Here is a 20,074-nt window from a genome sequence, read left to right on the forward strand (position 1 = left end):
TGCCCCATGTTCGACGCCTACCTCTCCCGCTGGAACCTCGTGCCCGACGGCGCCCCCATCGTGACCCATGCCGCGCAACTGCTGCCCGTCATGCGCGACGGCGCGCCGGCCATGTTGAAAGTGTCGGTCGAAGAAGACGAGCGCCAGGGCGGCGTGCTGATGACGTGGTGGGACGGCCAGGGCGCGGCCCGCGTGCTGGCGCACGACGACAGCGCCATCCTGCTGGAACGCGCCACCGGCACGCGCTCGCTGGCAGCCTATGCCCGCACGGGCCGCGACGACGAAGCCACGCGGATCCTCTGCCACGTGCTCAAGGCGTTGCACGCGCCGCGCGCCAAACCGTTGCCGCCGCTGCGTCCCCTGGAGGAATGGTTCGTGGAACTGTGGCCCATGGCCCGGGCGCAAGGCGGCATCCTGGCGCACAGCGCCCGCCATGCCCGCGCGCTGCTGGACGATCCACGCGACCTCACGGTGCTGCATGGCGACGCCCACCACGACAACGTGCTGGACTTCGGTGAACGCGGCTGGCTGGTCATCGACCCCAAGCGGCTGTATGGCGAGCGCACGTTCGACTATGCCAACATCTTCTGCAACCCCGACCTGTCGGACCCCGAGCCGCCGGTGGCCATCGTGCCCGGCTGCTTCGAGCGTCGGCTGGACCTCATCGTGGCCGAGTCCGGCCTGGACCGCCGCCGCCTGCTGCAATGGATCGTCGCGTGGTGCGGGCTGTCGGCAGTCTGGTACCTGGGCGACGGCGACGACGCCGCGATCGACCTGAACATCGCGCGCCAGGCGCAAGGGCTGCTGGACGCGGGCGCCTAAGGCCCTATGCCGCCGTGATCTGCTCGACATACCGCGACGGCGACACCCCCGTCAGATTGCGGAACATGTAGACGAATGCGCTGGCGCTGGCGTAGCCCAGCGCGCGCGCCACGTTCACTACCGACTGCCCTTGCAGCAGCCGGCAGATGCCTTCGTCGATCCGCACCTGCAGGCGCCAATGGTGAAAGCTCATGCCGGTCTCGTCCTTCATGCGCCGCGCCAGCGTGCGGGCGCTTGCGCCGATGCGCTCGCCCCATTGCTCCAGCGTGTCGTCATTGCCCGGCGCCTGCAAGACTGCATCGCACACCTTGCGCAGCCGCCGGTCGAACGGCAGCGGCAACTGGCGGTGCTGGCGTTCGGTATCGGCCAGCAGATTCAGCAACAGTTCGGAACTGAGCCGCTGCACCGGCCCTTTGCGGGGCGGGCCGTTCAAGGTCAGGATCAGCTCGCGCATCAGGGGGTTCACGTCCAGCGCGCAGGTCTCCTTCCAGAGCCATGGCGCGGCGTCCGGCATGATGAACGCGGAACGCATGCTGACGCTGCCCACCATCTTCACCTCGTGGGTGACGCCGGCGGGAATCCACAGCGCGCGCATCGGCGCGAGCATCCAGGCGCCGTCCTCGGTCATGACGCGCATGATGCCCGTCGGGGAATACATCAGCTGGATGCGCTCGTGCGAATGCGGCTGCTGGCGGGCGCCGTTTTCGTAGTTGAACGACCGCGCGACCACGGCAGGCGCATCCTGGGGAAATTCACGCATTGGCAGGTTTTCGATATCAACGGGAAGAAAGCTGCCCAACCTGACAGTTATGTCTGTTTTTCGACATTTTCTGTCCAGCCGGAAGGGAACTTGCTTTTTATCATTAATGCAAATGATTCCCATTGTTTTCATTAAAAAATGACCGCTTCCGCGCTTGCCCCCGTCGCATTTCACCCACGCCCGCCGTCCCTGCCCCGTTTGACACTTGCCGCCGCGCTGCTGGCGCAGGCCTGCCTGGGCACCGCCGCCCACGCCGATGACGCGCCCGTGCCGCAGTTGAGTCCCGTGCGGATCACCGGCACGGCCGATTCGCTGTCGGACCCCGGCCAGACGGAGGGCTCGCAGTCCTACACCGCCAACACCGTCACCGTCGGCAAGGGCGCGACGAACGTGCGCGACATACCCAACTCGGTGTCCGTGGTGACGCGCCAGCGCATGGACGACCAGAACATGACCACCGTGCAGGACGCCTTGCGCGAGACGACCGGCGTCAGCGCCATGAGCTACGGCGACGGCACCGCCTACTTCACCGCGCGCGGCTACGAAACCGACGTCCAGTTCGACGGCGTGCCCGCCAACGGCGCGCTGCAATACCTGCCCCAGTTCGATTTGGCGCTGTATGACCGGATAGAAGTGCTGCGCGGACCGGCGGGCCTCCTGCAAGGCTTCGGCAGCCCGGCCGGCACCGTCAACCTGGTGCGCAAGCGCCCGCTGGACGCCTTCAGCCTGACCGGCAGCGTCATGGCCGGGTCCTGGAACAATTACCGCACCGAACTGGACGTGACCGGCCCCGTGACGGCCGACGGCCGGGTCCGCGCCCGGGCCGGCCTGGCCGCCCAGGACCGCGACTACTCGATGGACGAAGCCCATACGCGTCAGGGCCTGGCGTACGGCTCACTGGAATTCGACCTGACCGCCAACACCTTGCTGACCTTGTCGGCGGCCTACCAGAAAACGCGCATGGCGCCCTTCGACTACGGCCTGTCGACCTATTCCAACGGCAAGTTCGTCGACGGCCCGCGCTCCGGCTTCTACGGCGTGGACTGGGCGCGCGGCGATACCGACCTGTCCGAGGTCTACGCGGAACTGAGCCACCGCTTCGCCAACGGCTGGACAGGCCAGGTGTCGATGAATTACCGGGCGACCGACCTGGACAGCAAGTACGGCTACGTCGACGGCCCCGTCGACCCCGCCACGGACCAGGCGGCCTACTGGCTGCAATTCCAGAAGGACCGCATCCGCTGGATGGGCCTGGACACCCACGCATCCGGTCCCTTCACGCTGTTCGGCCGCACGCACACGGCGATGGTCGGCGCCAACTACGCCGAACGCAGACAGGACAGCCGATCGTCGGGCGCGGGCATCGACAGCATCGATATCCACCACATCGATGTGCCGGAAATGGATATTCCGTTCACGTCGGGCAACAACACCAAGTCCAGCCAGATGGGCGTGTATGGCCAGCTCAGTTTCAACGTGGCCGATCCGCTGACCCTGATCGCCGGCGGCCGCCAAAGCTGGTATCGCAACGCCACCCAGCCGGTCCTGCCCGAGGCCGGCGACACCCGGCGCGACCCCGAGGTGCGCAAGTTCGTCCCGTACTTCGGCGCCGTGGCCCACTTGAATTCGTGGTTGTCGGCGTATGCCAGCTACTCGGACGTATTCGCGTTTTCTGAAGCCTGGCAGATGACGGCCGACGGCAAGCCGCTGGCCCCCCGCACCGGCAAGCAGTACGAGCTCGGCCTGAAAGGCCAGTTCCTGGACGGCGCCGCCAACGCATCCCTGGCCTTGTTCCGGATCCGCGACAAGAACCGGGCGGTGCCGGACGACGCCAATCCCGGGCGGTATGTCGCCCAGGGCGAAGCGCAAAGCCAGGGCGTCGAGGCCGAAGTCAGCGGCCGTCTGCTGCCCAATTGGGACGTGTACGCCGGCTACACCTACCTTCAGACCCGCTACCTGTCCGACCCCACGCAGGAAAACCAGATCGTGAATCCGGAGTCGCCCAAACATCTGTTCAAGGTCTGGACCACCTACCGCTTCACGCCCGACGTGCTGCCGGGGTGGCGCGTGGGCGCGGGCGCGCGGGTGCAGAGCCGCACCAGCCGCAACAACACGTCGTGGCAAGGCGGCTATGCCGTGGTGGACGCGCAGGTCGGCTACCGCGTCAGCCGCAACCTGGACGCGTCCATCACCGTGAACAACCTGTTCGACCGCAACTACTACAGCCGGGTGCCGTCCAGCTATTACAGCGTCTATGGCGAACCCCGCAATGTGATGCTGACCTTGCGCGCCACGTACTGACCGTCATTCAGGCTCCCGAAAGGATGAGGTAAGGTGTAGCCCCTTCACCCCTTATCTCTTCATTCCTGGAGTATCGAATGACCGGATTGTTCATCGTGGTGGCGGCGCTGGCATTTCTGATGCTGGCGGCGTATCGGGGCTACAGCGTGATCCTATGCGCGCCCATCGCAGCCATGGGCGCGGTATTGCTGACGGATCCTTCCGCGCTGGCCCCTGTGTTCTCAGGCATTTTCATGGAGCGCATGGCGGGTTTCGCCAAGCTCTACTTCCCCGTGTTCCTGCTGGGCGCCGTGTTCGGCAAGCTGATCGAACTGTCGGGCTTTTCCCGCGCGATCGTGCAGGCGGTGCTGCGCATGATCGGCGCGGAACGCGCGATTGTGGCCATCGTGCTGGTGTGCGCCGTGCTGACTTACGGTGGCGTATCGCTCTTCGTGGTGGTGTTCGCGGTGTATCCGTTTGCCGCCGAGATGTTCCGCCAGGGCGGCATTCCGAAACGCCTGATGCCGGGCGCCATCGCCTTGGGCGCGTTCACGTTCACGATGACGGCGCTGCCCGGCACCCCGCAGATCCAGAACATCATCCCCACCACCTTCTTCGAAACGACCACGTGGGCCGCCCCCTGGCTGGGCCTGATCGGCGCGGCATTCACGCTGACGGCGGGCATCGCCTACCTGGAATGGCGGCGCAAGCGCGCGGCGGCGGCCGGCGAAACCTACGGCACCGAACTGCGCAATGAACCGACGACGCCACCCAGCGAACGCGACCATCACCCGCTGATCGCCTTGCTGCCGCTGGTGGTGGTGGGCGTGGCCAACTTCCTGCTGACGCGCTGGATACCCGGGTGGTATCCCGCGGGCGCCGAAGTGAACCTGCCCGGCCTGCCCAAGCCGATGCCCGTGAACGCCGCCGATCAGGTCGCGCTGTGGGCGGTGATGGGCGCGTTGATCGCCGGCATCGTCACCATCCTGCTGTTCTCGTTCCGCAGCATCAAGGCGCACTTCGCCGAAGGCAGCAAAAGCGCCGTGTCGGGCGCGCTGCTGGCCTCCATGAACACGGCGGCCGAATACGGTTTCGGTGGCGTCATCGCCGCGTTGCCCGGCTTCCTGCTGGTGGCCGAGGCGCTGAAATCCATTCCCGACCCGCTGGTGGGCGAAGCCATCGCCGTGACCTCGCTGGCGGGCATAACCGGGTCCGCCTCGGGCGGGATGAGCATCGCGCTGGCCGCCATGGCGCAGACCTTCATCGACGGCGCCGTTGCGGCGGGCATCCCGATGGACGTGCTGCACCGGATCGCCGCCATGGCAAGCGGCGGCATGGACACGCTGCCGCACAACGGCGCGGTGATCACGCTGCTGGCCGTCACCGGCCTGACGCACCGCCAGTCCTACGGCGACATCTTCGCCATCACGCTGATATCGACGATGTCGGTGTTCGTCGTGATCGCGGTGTACTACCTGACCGGCATCGTCTGATCGAAGGCGGTAGCGAACACGTCGGCCAGCCACTGCGTGAAGACACGCACGCGGGCCGACACCTGCCGGTTCTGCGGGTATAGCACCGACACCGGCATGGGCGCGGGCGGCGCCTTGGGCAGCACGATCCGCAAGTGCCCCGCCGCCAGCTCCCGCTCCACCCGATAGCGCGGCACCTGCGCCAGCCCCAGCCCCGCCAGCGCCGCGCCGGTGTAGAGCTCGGCTCCCGTCACGCTGATGACCGAAGCCGGACGCACCAGCACATTGCGCCCGTCGACCATGAAGTCCAGCGCAAGGCTGCGGCCGGTGGCGCTGGACAGGTAGTCGACGGCGCGGTGGCCCGCCAGGTCTTCCACGCTGGCGGGCGTGCCGAAACGCGCCAGGTAGGCGGGGCTGGCCACCGTCACCTGCGGCATCAGGGCAATCTGCCGGCCCACCAGCGACGAATCCTGCAAGGCGCCCGCACGCAGCACGCAATCCACGCCCTCGCGCACCATATCCACCAGGCGGTCGTCTTCGCCCAGGTGCAGGACGATGTCGGGATAGCGTTCAAGAAAGCCCGGCAGCCCGGGCATCACGAAGTACTTGGCGAGCGTACCTTGGGCGTTGACCCGCAGCAGCCCCTTCGGCGCGGTGTTCAGGAATGCGCCGTCGGCCTCTTCCAGGTCGGCCAACAGGCGCACGCAGCGCTGGTAATAGGCCTCACCGTCGTGCGTCAGCCGCACCTGGCGCGTGGTGCGTTCCAGCAACCGGGCGCCCAGGCGCTTTTCCATGCGCTTGATCAGGTTGGTGACCGTGGCCCGGGGAATCTGCAGGTCTTCGGCCGCTTGGGAAAAACTGCGGCGCTCCGCGATGCGGACAAACACCTGCATTTCCTGGAAACGATCCATACTGATCCGCCAATTATTAATGTAAATGGAATTATGTTAGCGAATATAGGGTAATTATCTTCGGTTTGGAATAGTCCATGATGCGTTTCACCCCCTTCCCTCTCGGAGATCGCGCATGAACACCCAAGCCTCTCAATCGACCCCGCAACCCGTCGCCCTGGTCACGGGCGGATCCCGCGGCATCGGCGCCGCCATCGTGCGACGCCTGGCCCGCGCCGGCTTTGCGGTCGGCATCAACTACGCATCGAGCTCGGCGGACGCCGACGCGCTGGCCAATGACATCCGGCAGGCAGGCGGCCGCGCCGTCGCGGTGCAAGCCGACGTGTCCAAGGCAGCCGACGTGCGCGCCTTGTTCGACAAGGTCGAATCGGAACTGGGCCGCATCAGCGCGCTGGTCAACAGCGCCGGCGTCCTGAAGGTGCAGCCGCTGGCCGACACCTCCGACGAGGACTACGCGCAGACCTTCGACATCAATACGCGCGGCACCTTCAACACCCTGCGCGAAGCCGCCACCCGGCTGGCCGATGGCGGCAGCATCGTCAACGTGTCCAGCACGACGATTGCGCTGAACCTGCCGGGCTACGCGGTCTACATCGCCAGCAAGGCGGCCGTCGAGAGCTTCACGCACGTGTTTTCCAAGGAATTGCGCGGCCGCCGGATCACCGTGAACGCCGTGGCCCCCGGCCCCGTCGCCACCGAGTTGTTCTTGAAGGGCAAGAGCCCCGAACTGATCGAACACTTCGCCAAGATGCCGCCGCTGGAACGCCTGGGGCAGCCCGACGACATCGCGGGCGTCGTGTCGTTCCTGACGGGCCCGGACAGCGGCTGGGTCAACGGCCAGATCCTGCGCGCCAACGGCGGCGTCGCCTGAACAGCCGGTTGGAGACAGGACGGCCGCCGCGGGGCTGGCGACCCCGCCGATTTATTCCCGGCTGGACTTATTCCATGAAAAAACCTTGTTTGTCGGGATCAACCGAACCCTCTAGGATGGCTTGCAACCCTGCAGTCACGGAGACAATCCCCCCATGCACGCCCCGATCCCCGACTTTCCCCACAGCCGCATCGAACGCGACGAGCGCGGCGTCTACACCCTGCGTATCCACGACGCCAAAAGCCTGAACATCCTGGCCACGCCCGTGACGCAGGGTCTGACGCAAGCGGTCCAGTGGATCGCCGCGCAGACCGATGCGCGCGCGCTCGTCATCCGCGGCACCGGCGACCGCGCCTTCATCGGCGGCGCCAACATCTATGAAATGGCCGAACTGGATCCCGCCGGCGGCCGTGCATTCATCACCCGTTTGCGCGAACTGTGTGAAGCCGTGCGCAACGTGCCGGTTCCCACCATCGCCCGCATCCCCGGCTTCTGCCTGGGCGCCGGCATGGAGTTGGCCGCCGCTTGCGACATCCGCCTGGGGTCGCGCGACGGCGTGTTCGGCATGCCCGAGGTACGGGTCGGCATTCCGTCGGTGATTCACGCCGTGCTGCTGCCTGCGCTGATCGGCCCGGGCGCGACCAATTGGCTGCTGCTGACCGGTGAAAACGTCGACGCCGAGCAGGCCCTGCGTTGGGGCTTCCTGCAGTTCCTGTGCGACGCTGGCGAACTGGACGCGCTGGTCGAACGCACGGTCGGCCCCATCGCCGCCAGCGGCCCGCGCGCCGTCGCCTCGCAAAAGGCGCTGCTGCGCTACTGGGAAACGTCGACGGTCGAGGCCGGCCTGGATCGCAGCGTCGACGCCTTCGGCGACGCTTTCACCACCGAAGAACCCCGCCAATACATGGCGCCGTTCCTGGCCCGCAAGCACAAGCGGGACGGCCAATGAGTCCGGCGCACGCAAGCGGGCCGCTGGCCGGCGTGCGGGTCATCGACATGACCTCGGTCGGCATGGGGCCCTACGCCACGCAGATCCTGGGCGACATGGGCGCGGACGTCATCAAGGTGGAAGCGCCTGAAGGCGACGTCTTTCGCGCGTCGGCGCCCGCCGCGTCGCCCGGCATGGGCGCGGTCTACCTGAACCTGAACCGCAACAAGCGCAGCATCACCCTGAACGCCAAAGACCCGGCCGACCTGCAACAGCTGCTGGCGCTGGCGGATGGCGCCGACGTGTTCATCTCGAACGTGCGCCCCCGCGCGCTGGCCCGCGCCGGTCTTGACGCCGCCACCCTGTGCGCCCGCAACCCGCGCCTGATCTATTGTTCCGCGGTCGGCTTCGGGCAAGACGGCCCCTATGCCGCCAAGCCCGCCTTCGACGACATCATCCAGGCCATGAGCGGCCTGGCCGATCTGCAGGGCCGCAACACCGGCGCCCCCGCCTACATCAACACCATCATGGCCGACAAGGTGGCGGGCCTGACGCTGGCCTACGCCATCCCCATGGCCCTGTACGAACGCGAAAAGTCCGGCCGCGGCCAGGCGATCGAAGTGCCGATGTTCGAAACGCTGGTGTCCTTCACGCTGATCGAGCACATGGGCGGGCGCACCTTCGATCCGCCGCGCGGCGAGATGGGCTACAGCCGGGTGCTGTCGCCCGAACGCAGGCCCTACCGCACGCTGGACGGCTATATCGCGCTGCTGCCCTATACCGACGCGCAATGGCAGCGCTTCTTCAGCCTGTCGGGGCGCGGCGACCTGGCGGCCGACCCGCGCTACCTCAGCCCGCAAACGCGCGGCCGCAACTTCGACACGCTGTACCAGCACCTGGCCGGCATCGTCGCGCTGCGCACCACCGACGACTGGCTGGCGCTGCTGGCCGACGCCGACATCCCGCATTCCCGCGTCAACACGCCTGAAGCCCTGTTCGACGACCCCCATCTGGCCGCCACCGGCTTTTTCCAGCGCGTGGAGCATCCGACGGAAGGAACGCTGACCGCCACCTCGATCCCGGTGCGGTTCTCTCGCACGCCGGGCGCGTTGCGACGGCCGGCGCCACGGCAGGATGCGGATCGGGATATGCTCGACGCTGGCGGCTAAGCCCACCCCGGGCGGCCGCGCCCTGACCGCCCGACCATGAACATCACTCTCAAGCAGCTGCGCGTGTTCTGCGCGCTTTATGAACTGCGCAGCTTCACCGCCGCGGCGCGCGCCGCCTTCGTCACCCAGTCCGCCGTCAGCAAGCTGTGCGCCGAGCTCGAGGCCGAAGTGGGCCAGCCGCTTTTCGAACGGTCTACCCGCAATGTGACGCCCTGCGAAGGCGCCGCCGACTTCTACGCCTATGCCCAGGAGATCCTGGGCACGGTGCGCGCCGCGGAACGCAGCATGTCCGGCCTGCGCACGCTGGAGCGCGGAGTGGTGGGCGTGGCCAGTTCGCCGATGATGATGGTGGGCCTGCTGGGCGACGTGATCACGCGCTATCACCGCCTGCACGCCGGGGTGAAGCTCGAACTCTACGAGCTGAATACGGACGACACGCTGGAACACGTCCGCCATGGCCGCGCCGACTTCGGCATCGTGTCGACGCAGGCCCATGGCGAAGGGCTGGAAGCGCGCGTCATCTACCGCGATTCCATGTACGCCGTTTGCGCGCCGTCCCACCCGCTGGCGCGGCACGCGCGCGTGCGCTGGGCCGACCTGGCGGCGCACGACCACATCACGCTGCGCAATGTCTACAGCGTGCGCCGCGCCGTCGACCACATCAGCGGCGAACTCGATCTGGAATTCCATTCGGGCATTGAGGCCGGCATGCTGACCTCGGTACTGAACCTGGTGCGCGCCGGACTGGGCATCACGATCGTGCCGGGCTACGTTTGCGCCTTCGCGCGGCTGCTCGGCCTGCATGCGGCGGCCATCCAGGACGGCCCGCAACGCCGCCATGAGCTATCGCTGATCCAGCGCCGCAGCACCCGGCTGTCGCTGGCCGCCAAGACCTTCCTGGACGAACTCGAATCCACGCTCCGCGCCCGCGAGGCCTCGCCCGACCCCACCGCCTTCCTGGACGACAGGCCGATTCATCCGGATACGGAATAGGTCTATGAAAATTAGTCCCTTGTTGAGATAAGCCGGCCAGACGCATCATGCCGCATGGCCCAGACGCCGCGTGCCGTGGCGAACGGGCAAGAACAAGACTGGAGACTTCAATGACCCGAATTCCGCACCCGGTGCGCCGGCGTTTGCTGGCAGCCGCCTGCGCAGGCCTCGCCGTGGCGGCGAGCGGCACGGCCGCCCTCGCCGCCGACGCCTATCCCAACAAGCCCATCACGATCGTGGTGCCGTTTTCGCCCGGCAGCGCCACCGACACCAGCGCCCGCATCCTGTCGGAAAAGCTGGGGCCGCGCCTGGGCGTGCCCATCGTCATCGAGAACAAGCCCGGCGCGTCGGGCACGATCGGTTCCGTCACGGCCGCGCGCGCGCCCGCCGACGGCTACACGCTGGTGCTGACCAGCAGTTCGACGCATTCGGCCACGCCCGCGCTGTTCCGCAAGCTGCCGTATGACCCGACCGGCGACTTCATCCATGTGATCCGGATCGCGACGATCCCGATGATGCTGGTGGTGCGCGCGGATTCCCCCTACACCTCGGTCAGCAAGCTGGTGCAGGCCACCCAGGGCCGTCCGCTGAACTACGCCTACGGCTCGCCCACCAGCCAGATCGCGGGCGCCACCTTCAACACCGTCGCCGGCGCAGCCGCCAATGGCGTGCCCTACAAGAGCCAGCCGCCCGCCGTGACGGACCTGCTGGGCGGCCATGTGGACTATCTGTTTGCCGACCAGTCCGTCGTGACGGCGTTCATGCACAGCGGCAAGCTGACCGGCATCGCCTTCACCGGCCAGGCCCGCGCCAAGGACTTCCCGGACGTGCCCACGCTGGCGGAAGCGGGCTACAAGAATTTCGACCTGGTGGTGTGGGTGGGCGTGGCCGCGCCCGCGGGTACCCCGGCCCCGGTGGTCGAACGGCTGAACGGCGAAATCGCCCGCATCCTGGGCGAGCCCGACACCGTGGCGAAATTCGACGCGCTGGGCATGCAGGTGGCGCCCAACGCCGTGGCCGAGCACAAGGCGTTCGCCGAATCGCAACGTCAGATCTGGACCCAACGCGCCATCGACGCCAAGATCGAACCGCAATAAGCCGTGCGCGGGCGCCCCTTGCCGGACGCCCGCTTTGCCGATCAGAACCGGTACTGCGCCGTGGCCACCACGGTGCGGGGTTCGCCCACCTGGATCTGGCCGGCGCTGGTGGCCGACCCGTAATAGGTCTTGTCGGTGATGTTGCGCACGGCCAGACGCCAATCCCATTGGCCCCTGCGGTAGCCCAGCATCGCGTCCCAGCGGGCGTAGCCCGGCAGCGTCGTCAGGTTGGCATTGTCGGCATAGCGCTCGCCCACGAAGGTCAGGCCGGTTTCGCCATACAACCCCTCGACCGGCTTGTAGGTCAGGAAGACGCTGCCGTTGCGCCGCGCCACGTTGCTGACCCGGTTGCCGGCCAGACCGTTGTTGTCTTCCACGATGGACGCATTCTGCAGGCCCACGCCGCCGCGCAGATACCAGTTGCCCGCCAGGCGGCCCGCCGCCGTCAGTTCGACCCCGCGCGAACGCTGCTTGCCCGTCAGCAGCACGATCGTCGGATCGTTGGGGTCCGTCGTGCGGCGGTTGTAGAGCTCCAGCTGATACAGCGCCAGGGTGGTGCTGAGCTGCCCGTCCAGCCAATCGCTCTTGGCCCCCACTTCCGTCTGGCGCGTGTGTTCGGGGTCCAGGTCGTTGGTGTTGCCGCGCGCGTTCGGCGTGATGCCGATCGTGCCGCCGCCGGTAGGCGAAAACGTCTTGCTGTACGACGCATACAGGGAATGGTCGCGCACGGGCGTCCACACCACCCCCACGCGCGGGCTGACGCCGCTGCTGTCATGCGTGGCCGATGCGTCCAGCAGGCGGTTGGTGGAGTCGATGCTGAAGCGGTCCATCCGCACGCCCATCAGCACTTGCCAGGCGTCGTTCAGCTTGATCTGGTCCTGCACGTAGTAGCCCTGGCTCTTCACCTTGTGGCGCGCATCGCTGTTGACCGCCATCCGGCCATTGTGCTGCCGCGACAGGTCGGGGTCGTACAGGTCCAGCGACGGCACGGGCTGCGCCCCCGGACCGCTGGTGGCCGCCGAATACAAAGTGGGCGACCGGTCCTGATGGGCAAGGTCGACGCCGAACAGCACCCGGTGCTCGATGCTGCCCGTGCGGAACAGGCCTTCCGTTTCCAGGTTGTTGCTGACGTTGCGCGTCGTCAGGTCCTGCTGCCAGCGCGTGCGCACGACCTTGCCGGTCGCGGCGTTGTAACCCGTCAGGTAGGTGTTGTCGAAATCGCTGTCCAGCTTGAAGACGCCCAGCGTATAGCGCAACTGCCAGTCGGGCGCCAGCGCATACGCCAGGCGCGAGCGGAACGACTGCGCGCGGTCGTCGATGTAGTCGCGGTCCGGGTCGCCGTAGACGGTGCTGCGGCCCACGTCCGCCGGCCGGCCATTGACGCTGGGGATGCCGCGGTCGGGCGTGCGGTCATAGCGGCTGTATTCGTACTGCACCAGCCAATCCAGGTTCGGCGTGATGCGCCAATTGATGGCGGGCGCCACCAGTTGGCGGGTGCCGCCGATCTTGTGGCGGAAGCTGTTGCTGTCTTCCTGCCCCACGTTCAGGCGCACGCTGACGTTGTCCGAGGGGTCGGCGCTCAAGTCGCCGTAGACGCTGCGCAGGTCCCAGCTTCCCGTTTGCGCTTCGATGGTGGATTCGCGGCCAGGCTGAGGCGCCTTGCTGACGCGGTTGACGATGCCGCCTTGGCTGCCCCGCCCGTACAGCACGGCGGCGGGGCCCTTCAGCACCTCGATGCGTTCAATGTTGTGCAGGTCGCGCACGTACTGGCTGTCGTCGCGGATGCCGTCCAGATAGAAGTCGTTGCTGGCGTCAAAGCCGCGGATGCGTACCGAGTCGAAACGGGTGTCTTGCGCGCTGGACACGTTGGGCATGCCGGACAGCGCGTCGCTGATGGTCGTGACGCCGTAGGTCTGCACGTTCTCGACCTTGACCGTGTCGATGGTCTGGGGCACGTAGCGGGCCGGCGTCTGGGTGCGCGTGGCGGTGGTGACTTCCGGCACGCGGGGGTCGTCGGCGCTGACGCCTTCGACACTGATCGCGGGCAGCTGGGCGGTCTGGGCCATCGCCTGCGGCGACGCGGACGACAGGGCTAGCGCTACGCCCAGGGACAGGGAGCGCGGGACAAACGGGGACAACATCGCAACGCCTTATTCAGAAAAATGAAAGGCGCGATGCTATTCGAGAATTGATCCTATTTACAAATGAGAATTGTTTTACGTTGTCGGCACGCAACATCGTCATCCGAACGCATGAGCGCAAGCCATACCCTCGCCGGTTCGCGCATCGCCCCGATCCTCGCGAATTTGCGTGGGTCCTCATCCGTTGCGCCGATGCGCCCCTCGCCCGAGCGGCCGATCCGGCGCCGCAATCTGCAAGACTTTTGCATTGTTAGCTCGCGCTTTTGACTTACTGACAAGTCTGGCCAACCGAACGAGGTTTGCATGAGACGACACCCGGAAGCTCTGTATTAGGCTGACCCGGCAGTACTCCGACTCACCTTGATCGATTGGACTAAAGCACATGAATCAACTCATTCATCCAGACTGCCACCCCTTCACCGCAGCGGGCAACATGAAGCAGATTTCAGCGTTTTACGAGGAGGGACGTCGTGTCATGTGGATGATGCTCCGGGCGCAGCCCCGGCCCTGCTTTAACCACGAACTCATCGACGAAATCATGACCCTGGCGCGGGCCGCCAAGGATTCAGGCCTGCCCATCGACTTCTGGGTCACGGGCTCGCTGGTGCCTCAGATCTACAACGTGGGCGGCGACCTCAACTTCTTCGCCGAAGCCATCCGGACCGGCAAGCGCGAAGCCTTGCGGGCCTATGCGCGGGCATGCGTGGATTGCGTGCATGCGGCCTCGCGCGGGTTCGATACCGGCGCCATCTCGCTGGCCATGATCGAGGGCACGGCGCTGGGCGGCGGCTTCGAGGCCGCGCTGGCCCACCACTTCGTGCTGGCGCAGAACAACGCCCGCATGGGCTTCCCTGAAATGGCGTTCAACCTGTTTCCCGGCATGGGGGGCTATTCGCTGGTGGCGCGCCGCTCAGGCATGAAGCTGGCCGAAGACCTGATCAGCACGGGCGAATCGCATACCGCCGAATGGTTCCACGGCAAGGGGCTGGTCGATGCGCTGTTCGAGCCGGGCGATGCGTACCGCGCCACGCGCACCTTCATCGACGTGATGCGTCCCAAGCTCAACGGCATGCGGGCCATGCTGCGCGCGCGCCAGCGCGTGCTGAACCTGTCGCGCTCTGAACTGATGGACATCACCGAGGACTGGGTGGAAGCCGCGTTCGCGATCGATCCGAAGGACCGCGCCTACATGGAACGCCTGGTCATGGCGCAGAACCGGCGCACCGCCTCCAGCACCGAGGCGGCGCAGGAAGCCACCATGCACTGACCCGCCACGGGCGGGCGCCGGCTGTATCAGGCGATCAGATGCAGCCGGCGGCGCTGGGCCAGCCAAGTCGCCAATTCGCTCGCGGGCATGGGCTTGGCATACAGATAGCCCTGTTTGGCATCCACGCCCAGCGTGTCCAGGAACGCGGTTTCTTCCGGCGTTTCCACCCCTTCGGCGATCACCTTCAGCTCCAGCGTGCGCGCCACCGCCACGATGGCCCGTGCCAACGCCTGCGACACCGGGTTCTCGTTCACGCCGCGCACGAAGCTGGCATCCAGCTTGATCGCGTCCAGCGGAATGCGCGCCAGCTGCGACAGCGACGAATAGCCGGTGCCGAAATCGTCCAGGTGCACGCGCGCGCCCAATTGCCGGAACTGCTTGATCAGGTCGATGGCCGCGACTTCGTCTTCGATCAGGCAGCTTTCCGTGAGCTCGATGTCCAGCAGGCACGGGGCCAGGCCAGCATCGCCGATGGCGCTCATGAAATCGCTGACCACGCCCTTGTCGTCGAGCTGCCGCGCCGACATGTTGATCGCGATCCGGATGTTCAGGCCGTCGCGCTTCCAGGCGGCCGCCTGGCGGGCGGCCTCGCGCATCACCCATACACCCAGCGGCGAGATCAGGCCCGATTCCTCGGCGTACGGAATGAAGACGCTGGGGCAGACCATGCCGCGTTCGGGGGAACGCCAGCGCAGCAGGGCCTCCACGCCGTCGACTTCGCCGGTCCGTCCGACGAGCTTGGGCTGGTAGTACAGCATCAGGTGGTTCTCGGCCAGCGCCTTGCGCAGATTCGTGTCCAGCCACACGTAGTCCGCGTTGCGGCGGTCCATGTCGGGCTGGAACACGCGGTAGGTATGGCGCCCCGCTTCCTTGGCCACGTACATGGCGATGTCGGCGCTGCGCACCACGCTGTCCAGGTCGGCGCCGTGGTCCGGGTACATCGCAATGCCGATCGAGCAGCTGGTATAGACCTCGATCAGCCCCTGGCGGAAAGGTTCGCGCAGGCGTTCGATGATGCGCTCGGCGGTGGCTTCCAGTTCCCAGGCTTGCGCCTGTTCCTGCAATACGATGAACTCGTCGCCGCCCAGCCGCGCCAGCGTCTGGCCTTCGGACAGGCAGGTCGAGATCGCCACCGACACGGCCTTGAGCAGGCGGTCGCCGAAGCCATGGCCGTAGTGGTCGTTGATGCGCTTGAAATTGTCCAGGTCCAGGAACAGCACGCCGCCCCGCCCTTCCTTGCCGGTCGCCAGCGCCGCCTTCAGGCGCGTCGTGATGGCATGCCGGTTGGGCAGGTTCGTCAGCATGTCGGTGTTGGCCAGCACGCGCAGGCGCTCCTGCGCCTGGCGTTCCTCGGTGATGTCGGTGCCCGAGCAGATCAGGTACACGCGCTTTTCGCCGCTGCCGCTGGTGACGAACTTGTTGCGGAACAGGAATAGCCGGGGGCCCTTGACCGTATTGATCAGCCGTTCGGCCTCATAGGACTGTCCGCGCTTATAGAATTCCGCGATATTGCGGCGCGAGGCCATGGCTTCTTCGCGCGTCATGAACATCTCGAACACGCTGCGGCCGACGATATCCTGTTCGCGCTTGCCGGTGTATTCCTCGCTCAGCTTGTTGAAGCGCTGCACGCGGCCGTTCTGGTCCACGATGACGATCACCGAGTTGGCTTCGGACACCACGGTTTCGGCAAACGACAGGCCTTCGACGAGGTCCTTGGCGACGGATTCGGTATCGGAATGCGCCGATGCGGTGCCGGCCCATTCGTTGGGGTTAATCTTGCGGCCCACCAGGTGCAGCCGCAACAGGTCCCCGTATAGCGAGATATCGATGCGCATGCTGGACGTGATGCCCGTCAGCGACCGGATGGCGTCGGCCTGCTCCGGACGCAGCGCCATCGCGATATTGGTCGCTCCCTTGACCGCGGAAAGCTCAAAGGCGTCGCTATCGGCAGCCAGCCGCCAATAGGGACTGTGCGTACCGAAATGCGTATGCAGGATCGACCTTTCGTCCTGATTCTCTGTCATCGTGGTATCCCCCCACTGTCCTAAGGCCTGCCACACTAAAAGTAGGCGCCTTTAGTATGACCAGTCGTAGCTGGACCGAAAAGTACATTACGGCCTAGCCTGGACGGGGTCAACACCTATGTGCGGCGCGTCAAACGCTGTATTGCGGATTGTTTCACCGGCTATCACGGACGTGTGGAAAACCCGATCCCTTACAACACCTTTAATGCGCTCCCACGTCCTGGCGCGAATGCCTTGTTGCGCCAAATGCCATCGCAACGCACAAACAAAATCGCCGAAGATTCCCTGAAGAAATCTTCGGCGTGTCGCATAAAAGGCGCAACCCGGCGGATCAACCCGACGGATCAGTCCCCTTTCACCCCGGCTTCGTCGATCACCTTGGTCCAGCGGGCCAGTTCGGCCGACACGCGGGCGCTGGCGTCGGCAGGCGTGGTCCAGGTGGCGATGGCGCCCTGGTTCAGCAGCGACGCCTTCACTTCCGGCTTGGCCAGGATCTTCTTCAATTCACCGTTCAGGCGGTCGATCACCGGCGCCGGCGTATTGGCGGGGGCCACGATGCCGAACATCGAGCTGACCTCGAAGTCCTTCAAGCCCGCTTCGGCGGCGGTCGGCACATCCGGCAGCGCGTCCACGCGGACAGGCGAGGTCACCGCCAGCGCGCGCAGCTTGCCGGCCTTGATATTGCCCTGCGCGGCCGGCACGGTTTCGATCATGCTGAGCACCTGCCCGCCCATCAGGTCGGTCATGGCGGGGCCGCTGCCCTTGTAGGGCACGTGCAGGATGTCGACGCCCGCCGTGCGCTTGAACATTTCGCCGGCCAGATGCTGGGGCGAACCGTTGCCGGCCGAGGCCATGGTCATGTAGCCCGGCTTGGACTTGGCCAGCGCGATGAATTCGGACAGCGTCTTGGCCTGCACCGACGGGTTCACGACGAACACCAGCGGCACCGTGCCCACGATGGACACCGGCGCGAAGCTCTTTTCCACGTCATAGGTGACGCGGCCGCGGTACAGGGCGGCGTTGATGGAATGGCTGGTCAGCGCGCCCATCAACAGGGTGTAGCCGTCGGGCTGCGCCTTGGCGACCTGGTCGGCGCCGATGTTGCCGGCAGCGCCCGCGCGGTTTTCCACGATCACCGACTGGCCCAGCGCGCCCGTCAGTTCCTGCGCCAGCACGCGGCCGATCACGTCGGTCGCGCCTCCGGGCGGATACGGAACGATCAGGCGGATGGGTTTGTCCGGGTACGCGTCGGCCGACAGCGCCGGGGCGGAAACGCCGGCACAGAGGGCCAGCAGGGAAAGCAGGACGGCACGGCGCGGCCGCAGACGCAGGTCTGACATTGAGGTCTCTCCAGCCGGGATGAGTATAGGAATGGACGGACGCCCGGCTCGTCAACGGCGCCAGTGTAGGAGTCGAAACTTGATAGAAGAATCAGAATTTTTCTATCGACTGATCTTGAAAACAGATCAATATATCGGTGCGCACAAAGCACTTGCCGGGTTCCGCAAAGGCTGGATATGATCTTGCCCCTGGATTATCAATAATATTATCGGGACTGAAAATGACGGACGAGACGAAAGGCGGCAAGCCCGCAACGGGGCCTTTTGACAGCGACAGCGCCACCGCGCAGGGCGTGGCCCGCGGGCTGACGAACTACGGCGACAAGGGTTTCTCGCTGTTCCTGCGCAAGGCCTTCATCAAGGGCGCCGGCTTGTCCGACGACGCGCTGGCCCGTCCGATCATCGGCATCGTCAACACGGGCAGCAGCTACAACCCGTGCCACGGCAACGCCCCCCAGCTGATCGAAGCCGTCAAGCGCGGCGTGATGCTGGCCGGCGGCCTGCCCATGGACTTCCCGACCATCTCGGTGCACGAAAGCTTTTCACAGCCGACCAGCATGTATCTGCGCAACCTCATGTCCATGGACACCGAGGAGATGATCCGCGCGCAGCCCATGGACGCCGTGGTGCTGATCGGCGGTTGCGACAAGACCGTGCCGGCCCAGCTGATGGGCGCCGCCTCGGCCGGCGTGCCCGCCATCCAGCTGGTCACGGGCTCGATGCTGACCGGATCGCACCGCGGCGAACGCGTCGGCGCCTGCACCGACTGCCGCCGCTACTGGGGCCGCTACCGCGCCGACGAGATCGACGCGGCCGAGATCGCCGACGTGAACAACCAGCTGGTCGCCAGCGTGGGCACCTGTTCCGTCATGGGCACGGCCAGCACCATGGCCTGCATCACCGAAGCGCTGGGCATGATGGTCGCCGGCGGCGCGTCCGCCCCGGCCGTCACCGCCGACCGCGTGCGCGTGGCTGAACGCACCGGCGCCACAGCGGTCGCCATGGCCGCGTCCCGGCTGACGCCCGACCAGATCATCAACGGCAAGTCCATCGAAAACGCCTTGCGCGTGCTGCTGTCGATCGGCGGGTCCACCAACGGCATCGTCCACCTGACGGCCATCGCCGGCCGCCTGGGCATCGATATCGACCTGGCCGGCCTGGACCGCATCAGCCGCGAAACCCCCGTGCTGGTCGACCTGAAGCCCTCGGGCCAGCACTATATGGAAGACTTCCACGACGCCGGCGGCATGCTCGCGCTGCTGCGCGAACTGCGGCCCTACCTGCACCTGGACGTGATGACCGTGTCCGGCCGCACGCTGGGCCAGGAATTGGACGACGCCCCCGCGCCCTTCACGCAGGACGTGATCCGTACCGCCGCGTCGCCCATCTACCCCGTGGGTGGCCTGGCCGTGTTGCGCGGCAACCTGGCCCCGGGCGGCGCCATCATCAAGCAGTCCGCCGCCAACCCCAAGCTGATGGAGCACGAGGGCCGCGCGGTGGTGTTCGAAGACGCCGAAGACATGGCGCGGCGCATCGACGACGACGCGCTGGACGTCACCGCCGACGACATCCTGGTGCTCAAGCGCATCGGTCCGACCGGCGCGCCCGGCATGCCGGAGGCCGGCTACATGCCGATCCCGAAAAAGCTGGCGCGCGCGGGCGTCAAGGACATGGTCCGGATTTCGGACGGCCGCATGAGCGGCACCGCGGCGGGCACCATCGTGCTGCACGTCACGCCCGAGGCCGCCATTGGCGGACCGCTGGCTTACGTGCAAAATGGCGACCGCATCCGCCTGTCGGTGGCCCAGCGTGAAATCGCGCTGCTGGTGGACGACGCCGAACTGGCGCGCCGCGCCGCGGCCCAGCCCATCACCCGGCCCACCGCCGAGCGCGGCTATCGCAAGCTGTTCCTGCAAACCGTGACGCAGGCCGACCAGGGGGTCGATTTCGACTTCCTGCGCGCCGGCGTCACCCACGACACCGTGCCGAAGAAGTAATA

The 20,074-nt window shown here is 66.5% G+C and carries 15 protein-coding genes; 10 read left to right on the forward strand and 5 right to left on the reverse strand.

Going from position 1 to position 20,074, the window contains the following annotated elements; all coding sequences use genetic code 11:
* Nucleotides 1–6: 6 nt before the first annotated feature.
* Entirely contained in the window at nucleotides 7–822 is an 816-nt protein-coding gene (locus tag ACO6D5_RS14720; RefSeq protein WP_485825810.1) for an aminoglycoside phosphotransferase family protein, read from the forward strand.
* Nucleotides 823–826: 4 nt separating this feature from the next.
* Here ACO6D5_RS14720 and ACO6D5_RS14725 read toward each other — a convergent pair whose 3' ends face one another.
* Nucleotides 827–1,582: a helix-turn-helix domain-containing protein gene (locus ACO6D5_RS14725; protein WP_315846606.1), complete on the reverse strand. Its 756-nt coding sequence runs from the start codon at nucleotides 1,580–1,582 to the stop codon at nucleotides 827–829.
* A 198-nt stretch (nucleotides 1,583–1,780) separates the two neighbouring features.
* On the opposite strand from ACO6D5_RS14725, the gene ACO6D5_RS14730 reads away from it, so the two are divergent.
* Nucleotides 1,781–3,883: a TonB-dependent siderophore receptor gene (locus ACO6D5_RS14730; protein ID WP_485825781.1), complete on the forward strand. Its 2,103-nt coding sequence runs from the start codon at nucleotides 1,781–1,783 to the stop codon at nucleotides 3,881–3,883.
* A gap of 77 nt (nucleotides 3,884–3,960) precedes the next feature.
* Nucleotides 3,961–5,355 carry a GntP family permease gene (locus ACO6D5_RS14735; RefSeq protein WP_315846608.1) on the forward strand — a complete coding sequence of 465 codons (1,395 nt, stop codon included), beginning with the start codon at nucleotides 3,961–3,963 and terminating at the stop codon, nucleotides 5,353–5,355.
* Here ACO6D5_RS14735 and ACO6D5_RS14740 read toward each other — a convergent pair.
* The gene (locus ACO6D5_RS14740; protein WP_485825782.1) at nucleotides 5,334–6,245 is read right to left on the reverse strand and encodes a LysR family transcriptional regulator; all 912 of its coding nucleotides are present in this window, start codon (nucleotides 6,243–6,245) and stop codon (nucleotides 5,334–5,336) included. The genes ACO6D5_RS14735 and ACO6D5_RS14740 overlap by 22 nt on opposite strands.
* Nucleotides 6,246–6,360: 115 nt before the next feature.
* Here ACO6D5_RS14740 and ACO6D5_RS14745 point away from each other — a divergent pair, with 115 nt between their 5' ends.
* The 5 genes from ACO6D5_RS14745 (at nucleotide 6,361) to ACO6D5_RS14765 (ending at nucleotide 11,303) form a co-directional block, all read left to right on the forward strand.
* Complete coding sequence (locus ACO6D5_RS14745; protein WP_485825783.1) at nucleotides 6,361–7,116, forward strand: SDR family oxidoreductase; 756 nt, start codon at nucleotides 6,361–6,363, stop codon at nucleotides 7,114–7,116.
* A 154-nt stretch (nucleotides 7,117–7,270) separates the two neighbouring features.
* Nucleotides 7,271–8,065 carry an enoyl-CoA hydratase gene (locus ACO6D5_RS14750; RefSeq protein WP_315846611.1) on the forward strand — a complete coding sequence of 265 codons (795 nt, stop codon included), beginning with the start codon at nucleotides 7,271–7,273 and terminating at the stop codon, nucleotides 8,063–8,065.
* Complete coding sequence (locus tag ACO6D5_RS14755) at nucleotides 8,062–9,213, forward strand: CaiB/BaiF CoA transferase family protein (protein WP_485825784.1); 1,152 nt, start codon at nucleotides 8,062–8,064, stop codon at nucleotides 9,211–9,213. The genes ACO6D5_RS14750 and ACO6D5_RS14755 overlap by 4 nt, the downstream gene beginning before the upstream one ends.
* A 36-nt stretch (nucleotides 9,214–9,249) precedes the next feature.
* Nucleotides 9,250–10,206 (forward strand): LysR family transcriptional regulator, encoded by a 957-nt coding sequence (locus ACO6D5_RS14760; RefSeq protein ID WP_485825785.1) that lies wholly within the window; start codon nucleotides 9,250–9,252, stop codon nucleotides 10,204–10,206.
* A 110-nt stretch (nucleotides 10,207–10,316) separates the two neighbouring features.
* On the forward strand, nucleotides 10,317–11,303 hold the full coding sequence (locus ACO6D5_RS14765) for a tripartite tricarboxylate transporter substrate-binding protein (protein WP_315846614.1): 987 nt from the start codon (nucleotides 10,317–10,319) through the stop codon (nucleotides 11,301–11,303).
* 41 nt (nucleotides 11,304–11,344) lie between these two features.
* Here ACO6D5_RS14765 and ACO6D5_RS14770 read toward each other — a convergent pair whose 3' ends face one another.
* Complete coding sequence (locus ACO6D5_RS14770) at nucleotides 11,345–13,444, reverse strand: TonB-dependent receptor (RefSeq protein ID WP_485825786.1); 2,100 nt, start codon at nucleotides 13,442–13,444, stop codon at nucleotides 11,345–11,347.
* Between the two features lie 382 nt (nucleotides 13,445–13,826).
* Here ACO6D5_RS14770 and ACO6D5_RS14775 point away from each other — a divergent pair, with 382 nt between their 5' ends.
* Entirely contained in the window at nucleotides 13,827–14,711 is an 885-nt protein-coding gene (locus ACO6D5_RS14775) for a crotonase/enoyl-CoA hydratase family protein (protein ID WP_485825787.1), read from the forward strand.
* A 26-nt stretch (nucleotides 14,712–14,737) separates the two neighbouring features.
* Here the strand turns inward: ACO6D5_RS14775 and pdeR are convergent, their stop codons facing one another.
* Nucleotides 14,738–16,735, reverse strand: coding sequence for a cyclic di-GMP phosphodiesterase (gene pdeR, locus ACO6D5_RS14780; protein ID WP_315846617.1), 1,998 nt, complete (start codon nucleotides 16,733–16,735; stop codon nucleotides 14,738–14,740).
* Between the two features lie 344 nt (nucleotides 16,736–17,079).
* On the reverse strand, nucleotides 17,080–18,075 hold the full coding sequence (locus ACO6D5_RS14785) for a Bug family tripartite tricarboxylate transporter substrate binding protein (RefSeq protein WP_006224170.1): 996 nt from the start codon (nucleotides 18,073–18,075) through the stop codon (nucleotides 17,080–17,082).
* A 221-nt stretch (nucleotides 18,076–18,296) separates the two neighbouring features.
* On the opposite strand from ACO6D5_RS14785, the gene ACO6D5_RS14790 reads away from it, so the two are divergent.
* On the forward strand, nucleotides 18,297–20,072 hold the full coding sequence (locus tag ACO6D5_RS14790) for an IlvD/Edd family dehydratase (RefSeq protein WP_485825788.1): 1,776 nt from the start codon (nucleotides 18,297–18,299) through the stop codon (nucleotides 20,070–20,072).
* Nucleotides 20,073–20,074 lie beyond the last annotated feature (2 nt).

Source organism: Achromobacter sp. (genome assembly GCF_057314935.1).

What these genes read in the sequence shown, in the direction of transcription:
- ACO6D5_RS14775 (WP_485825787.1), top strand. Translation starts at nt 13,827, where the DNA reads ATGAATCAACTCATTCATCCAGACTGCCACCCCTTCACCGCAGCGGGC.
- ACO6D5_RS14720 (WP_485825810.1), top strand. Translation starts at nt 7, where the DNA reads ATGTTCGACGCCTACCTCTCCCGCTGGAACCTCGTGCCCGACGGCGCC.
- ACO6D5_RS14770 (WP_485825786.1), bottom strand. Translation starts at nt 13,444, where the DNA reads ATGTTGTCCCCGTTTGTCCCGCGCTCCCTGTCCCTGGGCGTAGCGCTA.
- ACO6D5_RS14725 (WP_315846606.1), bottom strand. Translation starts at nt 1,582, where the DNA reads ATGCGTGAATTTCCCCAGGATGCGCCTGCCGTGGTCGCGCGGTCGTTC.
- ACO6D5_RS14765 (WP_315846614.1), top strand. Translation starts at nt 10,317, where the DNA reads ATGACCCGAATTCCGCACCCGGTGCGCCGGCGTTTGCTGGCAGCCGCC.
- ACO6D5_RS14755 (WP_485825784.1), top strand. Translation starts at nt 8,062, where the DNA reads ATGAGTCCGGCGCACGCAAGCGGGCCGCTGGCCGGCGTGCGGGTCATC.
- ACO6D5_RS14745 (WP_485825783.1), top strand. Translation starts at nt 6,361, where the DNA reads ATGAACACCCAAGCCTCTCAATCGACCCCGCAACCCGTCGCCCTGGTC.
- ACO6D5_RS14785 (WP_006224170.1), bottom strand. Translation starts at nt 18,075, where the DNA reads ATGTCAGACCTGCGTCTGCGGCCGCGCCGTGCCGTCCTGCTTTCCCTG.
- ACO6D5_RS14735 (WP_315846608.1), top strand. Translation starts at nt 3,961, where the DNA reads ATGACCGGATTGTTCATCGTGGTGGCGGCGCTGGCATTTCTGATGCTG.
- pdeR (WP_315846617.1), bottom strand. Translation starts at nt 16,735, where the DNA reads ATGACAGAGAATCAGGACGAAAGGTCGATCCTGCATACGCATTTCGGT.
- ACO6D5_RS14740 (WP_485825782.1), bottom strand. Translation starts at nt 6,245, where the DNA reads ATGGATCGTTTCCAGGAAATGCAGGTGTTTGTCCGCATCGCGGAGCGC.
- ACO6D5_RS14760 (WP_485825785.1), top strand. Translation starts at nt 9,250, where the DNA reads ATGAACATCACTCTCAAGCAGCTGCGCGTGTTCTGCGCGCTTTATGAA.
- ACO6D5_RS14750 (WP_315846611.1), top strand. Translation starts at nt 7,271, where the DNA reads ATGCACGCCCCGATCCCCGACTTTCCCCACAGCCGCATCGAACGCGAC.
- ACO6D5_RS14790 (WP_485825788.1), top strand. Translation starts at nt 18,297, where the DNA reads ATGACGGACGAGACGAAAGGCGGCAAGCCCGCAACGGGGCCTTTTGAC.